This is a genomic window from Curtobacterium sp. MCBD17_030 (assembly GCF_003224255.1).
GTDB lineage: Bacteria > Actinomycetota > Actinomycetes > Actinomycetales > Microbacteriaceae > Curtobacterium.
In genome coordinates this window covers 1-6,966 of sequence record NZ_QKLI01000037.1, presented here as the reverse complement: position 1 = coordinate 6,966, position 6,966 = coordinate 1, and the positions used below count along the sequence as shown (strand labels likewise).

Annotated in this window: 9 protein-coding genes and 1 pseudogene; 5 read left to right on the top strand and 5 right to left on the bottom strand. The window is 67.1% G+C overall.

The window, feature by feature from the left end; all coding sequences use genetic code 11:
- Nucleotides 1-377: 377 nt before the first annotated feature.
- Nucleotides 378-1,124: a hypothetical protein gene (locus tag DEI89_RS17100; protein WP_110905262.1), complete on the top strand. Its 747-nt coding sequence runs from the start codon at nt 378-380 to the stop codon at nt 1,122-1,124.
- A gap of 3 nt (nt 1,125-1,127) precedes the next feature.
- Nucleotides 1,128-1,388, top strand: coding sequence for a hypothetical protein (locus DEI89_RS17095; protein WP_110905261.1), 261 nt, complete (start codon nt 1,128-1,130; stop codon nt 1,386-1,388).
- 200 nt (nt 1,389-1,588) lie between these two features.
- Here DEI89_RS17095 and DEI89_RS17090 read toward each other — a convergent pair whose 3' ends face one another.
- Nucleotides 1,589-2,131 carry a hypothetical protein gene (locus DEI89_RS17090; protein ID WP_110905260.1) on the bottom strand — a complete coding sequence of 181 codons (543 nt, stop codon included), beginning with the start codon at nt 2,129-2,131 and terminating at the stop codon, nt 1,589-1,591.
- 334 nt (nt 2,132-2,465) lie between these two features.
- Here DEI89_RS17090 and DEI89_RS17910 point away from each other — a divergent pair, with 334 nt between their 5' ends.
- The gene (locus DEI89_RS17910) at nt 2,466-2,627 is read left to right on the top strand and encodes a hypothetical protein (protein WP_181421721.1); all 162 of its coding nucleotides are present in this window, start codon (nt 2,466-2,468) and stop codon (nt 2,625-2,627) included.
- Between the two features lie 48 nt (nt 2,628-2,675).
- Nucleotides 2,676-2,897, top strand: coding sequence for a DUF2188 domain-containing protein (locus DEI89_RS17085; RefSeq protein WP_110905259.1), 222 nt, complete (start codon nt 2,676-2,678; stop codon nt 2,895-2,897).
- A 135-nt stretch (nt 2,898-3,032) separates the two neighbouring features.
- Here DEI89_RS17085 and DEI89_RS18350 read toward each other — a convergent pair.
- Nucleotides 3,033-3,155, bottom strand: a pseudogene (locus tag DEI89_RS18350) (hypothetical protein); the annotation flags it as partial.
- Nucleotides 3,156-3,218: 63 nt separating this feature from the next.
- On the opposite strand from DEI89_RS18350, the gene DEI89_RS17080 reads away from it, so the two are divergent.
- Nucleotides 3,219-3,896, top strand: a complete 678-nt coding sequence (locus DEI89_RS17080) for a hypothetical protein (RefSeq protein ID WP_146236847.1) — start codon at nt 3,219-3,221, stop codon at nt 3,894-3,896.
- Between the two features lie 291 nt (nt 3,897-4,187).
- Here DEI89_RS17080 and DEI89_RS17075 read toward each other — a convergent pair whose 3' ends face one another.
- From DEI89_RS17075 to DEI89_RS17065, 3 genes are all read right to left on the bottom strand, one after another.
- Nucleotides 4,188-5,051 carry a hypothetical protein gene (locus DEI89_RS17075; protein WP_110905257.1) on the bottom strand — a complete coding sequence of 288 codons (864 nt, stop codon included), beginning with the start codon at nt 5,049-5,051 and terminating at the stop codon, nt 4,188-4,190.
- 88 nt (nt 5,052-5,139) lie between these two features.
- Nucleotides 5,140-5,637, bottom strand: coding sequence for a hypothetical protein (locus DEI89_RS17070; RefSeq protein WP_146236846.1), 498 nt, complete (start codon nt 5,635-5,637; stop codon nt 5,140-5,142).
- Between the two features lie 31 nt (nt 5,638-5,668).
- Nucleotides 5,669-6,190, bottom strand: coding sequence for a NarK/NasA family nitrate transporter (locus DEI89_RS17065; protein WP_146236845.1), 522 nt, complete (start codon nt 6,188-6,190; stop codon nt 5,669-5,671).
- Between the last annotated feature and the right edge of the window lie 776 nt (nt 6,191-6,966).

Genomic DNA, 6,966 nt, shown 5'->3' with positions numbered 1-6,966 from the left:
GTTCGAAACCATCATGAAGACCAACGTCGCCCTCGTGGCGTGACTACAACTGTCACCTATCCGTGCAGCAGACCCGTACGCGCTATAGAGCTATGGGTAATACATAGTTGGGGTGTAGCAGCCCAGGTATGTTCTCTTCTTCTTCACTTGTATCTACTCAAGATGTAAGTAAGTAAGTAAGTAAAGAGGGCTCTGGGCCCCCTACTCCCCTTGCAAACGCTGGGATGTGGGTGGCTTACCCGCGTCGGGGATGTGGCGAGCGGACCGGAAGCAGACCTCAGGCTTCTGCTTGACTGGATAGCGTCGAACGGGATTTCGGACGTCGTGCCGCATCTGCCTATGCGACAAGCACGCCACGCATCACAGGGGGACCACCGATGACCACACTCACCGCCCGGGAACGAGACCGCCGCGCCAACCGGTACCTCCTCGGGACCATCGCCGTCATCGCAGTCATCGCCTCGGCCGTCCTGCACCGACAGGTGCTGAGCCACAACCCTGGGGTGTTCTGGCTGCCGACGGCGGCCGGGCTCGCGTACGGATTCGGGTTGTGGTTCCTCGGGGCACGGCGAGACTCGAAGTGGCTGTCGAACCTGACCATGGCCGGATGGCTCGTCATCTTCTGGGTCCTGCTCTGGACGAAGGTCGTCTCCGGTCCGGCGTGGTTCATGGCCGTCATGGCCGGCGGTATCGCGGTGACGGCTGCGTTCCCCAAGAAGGCCAAGCCGTCGAAGGTGGAGAAGGTGTCGCCGGCGGAAGTGCACCCGTGGTCAGGGTCCGATGTCACAGCGGAGCCCACCACCCACACGTTTGGGCGCCGCACGGTCCCCGCGGTCACCATCACCAGCCCTGACGGCGCCACCCGGTTCCGTGTCTCCGAACTCGCAGGCTTCTTCGACAACGAGATGGGCACGGTGGAGTCCATCCCGGGACAACCCTTGACGTTTCTCACCCGCGTCGGTGTCGCAGCCTCCGACTCCATCATCGGCGAGGCGACAGCCGGCCTGTCGGAGGGCACCCTCGTGCTCATCGATGCAGCGAACGATTCCCGCCCGGCCGCGGTCGTGTCGGCCGAGGACGCGGTGACGTTCGAACACTGGGTTCGCACCCTGCCGGAGGACTGACCGATGGCTCTCGGCTTCATCGTCACCGTCCGGAGCGTCGACGCATCCGCCCCAGCGGCGTCCTGGCGCTTTGCCGACATCGCACCGCTGCTCGCTCTCGCCGCTGAGGTAAACGCGACCAAGCACCGTGGGGACGGCTACCCGTTCCGATGGACGTTCCCCGCAGACAGTTTCGCGTCCGCCCCAGCCGCAGCAACGCTCGGTGCGGAGCAACCGCTGGTGCTACGTGGCGGCGTCGTCGTCGAAGCGTGGGACGAGTCGTAGACACGCCGCCGACGCTTGGCTGCCCCAGGACTGGCAGGTAGCGTCCTCGACATCACGACTGGCGTCTGCTTCCGGATGGAAGGGACGCCAGTTTTCTTGTGCGCCCAGCCGACAGCGCACTCGAGGTAGAGCGACGTCAGTAGCGTCTGCGAGCACCCGAGGCTGACACCTTCGTCGGCAGATATCAGCCGACTGCGGCGTCATTCGCTAGCGGCTCGCTTCCAGTCGATGTTCGCGTCCGCGAGGTGCGGGTACACGACGAGCATCCGTTCCGGGTCCACCTGCCACGTGTCGTGGTCCCAGGTGCGGGTCCCGTCGTCGCTGGTGTAGCCGGCGTACGTGTTGCGCCGGTCGGCAATGTTCGACGCAGCGATGTCGTCCCTGGCCTGCTCTGACAACGGCGTGAGGGCGCCGGCGTCGGCGAGCCAGGCGACGACGGAGTCCATGACGGCGCGTTTCGGGCCCGACCCTTTCGTGTCGTCCATGAGCGACGAGTAGACCCGGCCAGGCATGATGAGCCACCCGTTCGTCGGGAACGGGACACCGCGGGCGTCTACCTGCCGACCCCAGGACCGCGCGTCGACGATTTCGCGGAGGAGGTACGTCTCGCATCTGCCGAATGCTGCAAGGTCGCGGCGGCTGAGCTCCGGATACGGGATGGTCGCCTGGCCGGAGTCCCAGATGGTCGGCTGCGGCCGCGGCTGCTCGTTCAACCGTCGCCACCACTCGCTGAGGCGGCTCACGCTCCGGCCTCCCTGCAGGTGCCGTCGGCGCCGTGGAGATCCCGCCCCATCTCCGCCCAGCGCCGCAGCTCCTGCCGTTCGCATCCGGCCCAGACGTCCGTGTTCAGCATCGCTCCCCCTCGGTCTTCATCCACGGTAGGGGATGCGGCGGCTGCGCTGAGTGGACTCCTCAGCGGAAGTTCGCTTGGCCGCGGTGGCGACCCGTCGTACCGTCGAATGGTCGGACTGGTACTGACTCCCGTCGTCACGATGAACGCTGCGACATGCGGTGCGCTGGCACAGCGGGAACGGTTTGGCACCATCGAAGCGTGGCGCTTCTCGAAGGGCAGGTCTCATGGCCGCCGACATCACCGACCCGTTGAACCCCCGCCTGTGGCACCGCCACGGGATGCACTCCCCCGCCGAGATTCAAGCGATGGTCGCCGCTCGTCTCGAGATGACGCCGGTGAACGCAGACATCCGATACGAGGACTTCCTCAGCGAACCAACCTGCTGACGGGGCGTCCTGAGGATCCTGCTGCCCGGTTGGTCGTACGTTCGGGGCATGCGAGGAGACATTGAGACGTACCACCAGGACGGCACCTGGCAGAGCAAGGTCGAAGGCACCGATGAGGTGTTCGGTGCCGCTGCGACGAAGGACGACGCGGTACATCTCGGTCGGGAACGAGCGAAAGCGGACAAGGTGGAGCACTTCATCCGGAACCTCGACGGCCGCATCAGTGAGCGGAGCACGTACGGCCACGACCCACGGAACATCCCCGGCTGAGAGCAGCGGCCCACGGACCCCTCCACGCTCGGGTGGAGCATCACCGACGGCACTAGAGCTTGGACAGCGGGGACCGTGGCCACCCCGCTACGGGGGTCTAATCGCCCCGGCGCTAGAAGTGCTGTTAGGGAGCCGCTACTTCTTCGGGTCGGTCAGTTGCCCTGCTGAGGTGAGCTCCGCGTACCGCTGGAACAGGACTCGCTGTCGGTCCGCCTCGGACGTCATCGCCGTCCTCGCGCCGAAAGCCTTGTCCACCGCTCGGTCGAGAGCGTACCGCGATGGAGCGCACCGCCGGACTTCCCCTCAGGAGTGCTCATTGCGGTGCAGGAGGACGTGACCGGGAGTCAGGTCAGGTTCTGCGACGCGACGTCTGGCGAAGCGCTCGTCTCGTACAAGGATGGCGAGGCGCGGGTTCTTCACGGGTTCGGCAGGGGTCTGTCGAGGAATCCCGGATGGGCTGACGGGGACTGGTGGCGGTTGCCCGCCTACACGCTTCTCCGACAGCACCAAGCAGCGAAGCAGACCTGGACGGCGGTGAAAACCGCCGTCCTGTCGAGTGCGAGTACTGCCTCGGTGGGAACGGGTGAAACCATCGTCATCTCCCATCCATCGATGTTCGACGCTCCGAAGTGGGCGGGTGGCGACATCACCGTTACACGCTCGAGCTGCGGGTCGTGTTCTTGGGAGTACGTCGCTCGGCCCACGGGGAGCGACCGGGAAGCGGTCCTCGCCCACCGGACCAGCATGGGCACCGATGAGACCGACGACCAAGGTCGGTGGTTCTCTCGCGACGTCCCCTTCCTGCTGTTCGACACGGAACCGGACGACGATGCTGTCAAGGCTGTCCTCGCACTCGACCACAACTACGAAGTCGCACACGAAGTCGCACGGCTGGCACAGCTGTTCTTCGAGCAGCGCGTGGTCGGGCTTCCGGATCCAAACCCGGTCCGGGACGCCGCTCTCGTTCGAAAGATTGCAACCTGGGGGCAGCCCTTCTGACCGTCCATGCTGGACGTCGTTCGCGGGCGGTCGCCGTGTCCCCCGCGGTAGCGGAGGGGTCGTGTCGATATCCCAGACGGACGGATTTTCGGGACAGGACAGGACAGGTGAGACCATGGTTCTGACCGAGCGTGCGGCGCGGGCGTTGGTGTCCACGTTCGAGCGGACACCCGCCGACTCCGACGGGCAGGACGTGCAAGTGTGGTGGCCCGACGGGAATGGCCACGAGGTTGACGGCATGGTCGGCGCCAGCTTCGACGCTCGCGGTCTACCAACTACTCCGGCCTGAGGTCAGCGGCGGACGGCCGGCGGTGCGACGGTGACTTCGAGGGTGCTTCGAAGCCGTTGCTCTGTGAGGTCGCGGTCGGTGAGCCACGGGATGCTGCTGACCAATAGTTCTGCGAGCTCGGCGACGCTTCCTGCGCGGAGGACGCGGCGGCCCAGCGTCGGGGTCATGAACACCGTCTGCGCGTGCCGGTTGTGCCACATGTCGAAGGCGAGGTAGCCGGACTCACCTCCGGCTTCCGCCTCGTTCTGCAGCCGGACGATGTGGTCGTTCCGCTGCTGTTCGAGAGCGGCGGTGACCTGCACGATGCGGACCCGGCTCGCCCATCGAAGCGGCACTCCAGGGGCGAGAGCGAACGCGGCGTTGATGCCGTACTCGCGGCGGACGTTCCCCACCGACTCGGACACCCACTTCGGGTACTGCCCGGGCAGCAGGTACAGGTCACCGAAGATGAGGTCGTCGAGGGACGTCGGCGCCGGTGACCAGACGACGGTTCCGACCGGTGACCGACCCGGGGTCTGGTCGAGGTACTCGTCGAGGCCGAGGCCGGTATGACGCCACCACGGCGTCGCCTTCTGCACCTCGACGCCGAGCTGCAGCACGAGCGCACGGGACGCGTCCCGGTACGAGTCGAGCTTCTCGTGCAGCGACCGTTCAACGTCGTCCCAGGTCAGCGGCTTCTCTCGCTCGGACCCGAAGATGTAACCGCCCGCGTCACGACGGACGGTGAAGTCCTCGATTGCCTGCGCGCGGAGCCGGTCGAGCGCGTCGTCGAAGGGCAGCACCGGCGGGACTTCGACGGGTTGTGTCGGCACGAGGTTCGGCGGTCGCCGGAATGTCGCGTCGAGCGGTTCTGTCCATCGAGCCATGCGGTGGTGCGTCCTTCCGGTCCGATGACCCTATGCGCGGTCCTCGGTCAGGCGGCAGTCCCACCTTTGGGTCGCACCGTCGTCACGGTCATCGCTTCCGTCCGAACAGGCCACGCTTCTTTGACGCGGGCTGCGGCGCTGGCACGGGTGGGTTCCGTTCGTGTTCGGCGAGGCGGTAGCCGACGGCTTCCTCGACCTCTTGGGTGATGGCCGCCCAGCGCTTCGGTTCGAAGGTGCGTGAGTCGAGGTCGTGCAGTGGCTCGTGGAAGTGACCTCTGTGATGGTGGAGGACTCCGTCGGTGGTGCAGAAGCTGACGGTCGGCAGCTGCGTCTGCGAGCCGAGTTCCCAGCCGACCAGGTCGGCGCCTCGTGGTCCGGCGACGAGGACGTGCTTCTTCATCGTCGGGACACCGGCGGCGGTGAGTGCTGCGGCCACTTCCCGCCCGAGTTGCAACGCTTGCCACTCATGGGACGCTTTCTCGGCTGCGGCGGCTGCGGCAGCATCCGCACGGTCTCGTGCTGCGGTGTCGGCGGCGTCGAGTTCGTCGTGCGCGCGACGTCGTGCTGCGTCGAAGTCCATGGGCATGCGCTCACGGTAGCGGCGGCGGACGGCGCCGTCACTGGCCGATGTGTTGTGCGTTTTCGCGGTGGTCGAGTTCGGTGAGCATCGCGTCGGTGTTCCGGAGCGTCCGCGGGGTGACGGCGACGGTGAGGGTGAGCACGCCGACGAAGAACGCTGCGGCGAACCAGAACAGCGGCTGCCCGGCGACGGCGAGCCAGATGCTGAGGCCGGTCATCGGCAGGTACAGCAGCGGTGCCGTCCGCCGCAGCGTCCGGTACTCCTTCTGCCGGCGCAGCAGCGCCTGCCGCCATTGCCCGGTGTTCACGTCCGGTGGGATGGTGCCGCGACGTACTGCCCGAGCGAAGTCGGGGCGGTTAGCCGCCTGCCCGTACTGCCGTCGTTGCCGTCCGAGGATGACCCCCATCACGAGCCCGAACGCGGCACCGGTGGCGACGGACACGACGACGCGGACGCCGATGGTGAGTTCCGGGATGGTGATGGACGTCACGCCGAACCAGCCGGCAGCGAACATGACCGCCATGATCACCCCGGCCGCCCACGTCGGCGCTTGCCTCATCCACCCCATCCTCTGAGCATGCCACCGCGTCCGGGTCATGTCCCGCGTGCCCGCGGTCGCGGTGACCCGTCCGTGAACTTCCCGGGACGCGAAGCGGCCCGCGGTCCGGCGGTAGCCGCGAGGGTCGTGGCGAGATTCCGGGCTGCGGATTTCCGGGACAGGAGGAGTGGGATCGAGGAGGGAAGGACGGGTGAGACGTGAGACATGCAGAAGGTGAGAACTTCCACCTGAACTGACCATCACGACGACACCATGGCCTGACCTTCAAAGGAGGAAGCAGCGGGACAAGCTGACGTCCGCCCGCGACTTCGTCACGGGCGAGCGGGCGCGACGTTCACGGACCGGCAGCCGGGGCGTGCTGCGGGCCGGACTCTGTCCGGGTCCGCTGGCGCGTCCCCGGCGTTGCCGGTGCGTGTTCGGGAGCGTCTGCTTGGCGTCTGCTTGTCCCGCTGTCCGCTTCGCTCCCAGCGGGCGTGGTCTGGTGCGGTGGCGTGGTGAGCACGGGGCGTCTGCTTGTCCCGGGTCCGCTGCGCTCCCCCGGGTGTGGTCGGGAACGTCGACGGGACGTGCGTCGGTTCGTTGACGATGCTCGCTCGTTCCTCGCTCGCGCTCCCCTGCGGGTCGCGGGCCTCCCTGGGGGTCGGCCCTCTGCCGGCTGCGCCGTCAGCGTCTGCGGGACGTTGGCGGGTCGTCGTCTGGGCGGTGGGCGCCCCTTGTCTCGTTCCTCGTCTCGGGGGCTCACGTCCTCGTTCCTCGTCGTTCGCGCATCGCGTCGC

Coding starts and splice junctions, on each gene's coding strand:
- DEI89_RS17100 (WP_110905262.1), top strand. CDS start 378: ATGACCACACTCACCGCCCGGGAACGAGACCGCCGCGCCAACCGGTAC.
- DEI89_RS17095 (WP_110905261.1), top strand. CDS start 1,128: ATGGCTCTCGGCTTCATCGTCACCGTCCGGAGCGTCGACGCATCCGCC.
- DEI89_RS17910 (WP_181421721.1), top strand. CDS start 2,466: ATGGCCGCCGACATCACCGACCCGTTGAACCCCCGCCTGTGGCACCGC.
- DEI89_RS17085 (WP_110905259.1), top strand. CDS start 2,676: ATGCGAGGAGACATTGAGACGTACCACCAGGACGGCACCTGGCAGAGC.
- DEI89_RS17075 (WP_110905257.1), bottom strand. CDS start 5,051: ATGGCTCGATGGACAGAACCGCTCGACGCGACATTCCGGCGACCGCCG.
- DEI89_RS17070 (WP_146236846.1), bottom strand. CDS start 5,637: ATGCCCATGGACTTCGACGCAGCACGACGTCGCGCGCACGACGAACTC.
- DEI89_RS17065 (WP_146236845.1), bottom strand. CDS start 6,190: ATGAGGCAAGCGCCGACGTGGGCGGCCGGGGTGATCATGGCGGTCATG.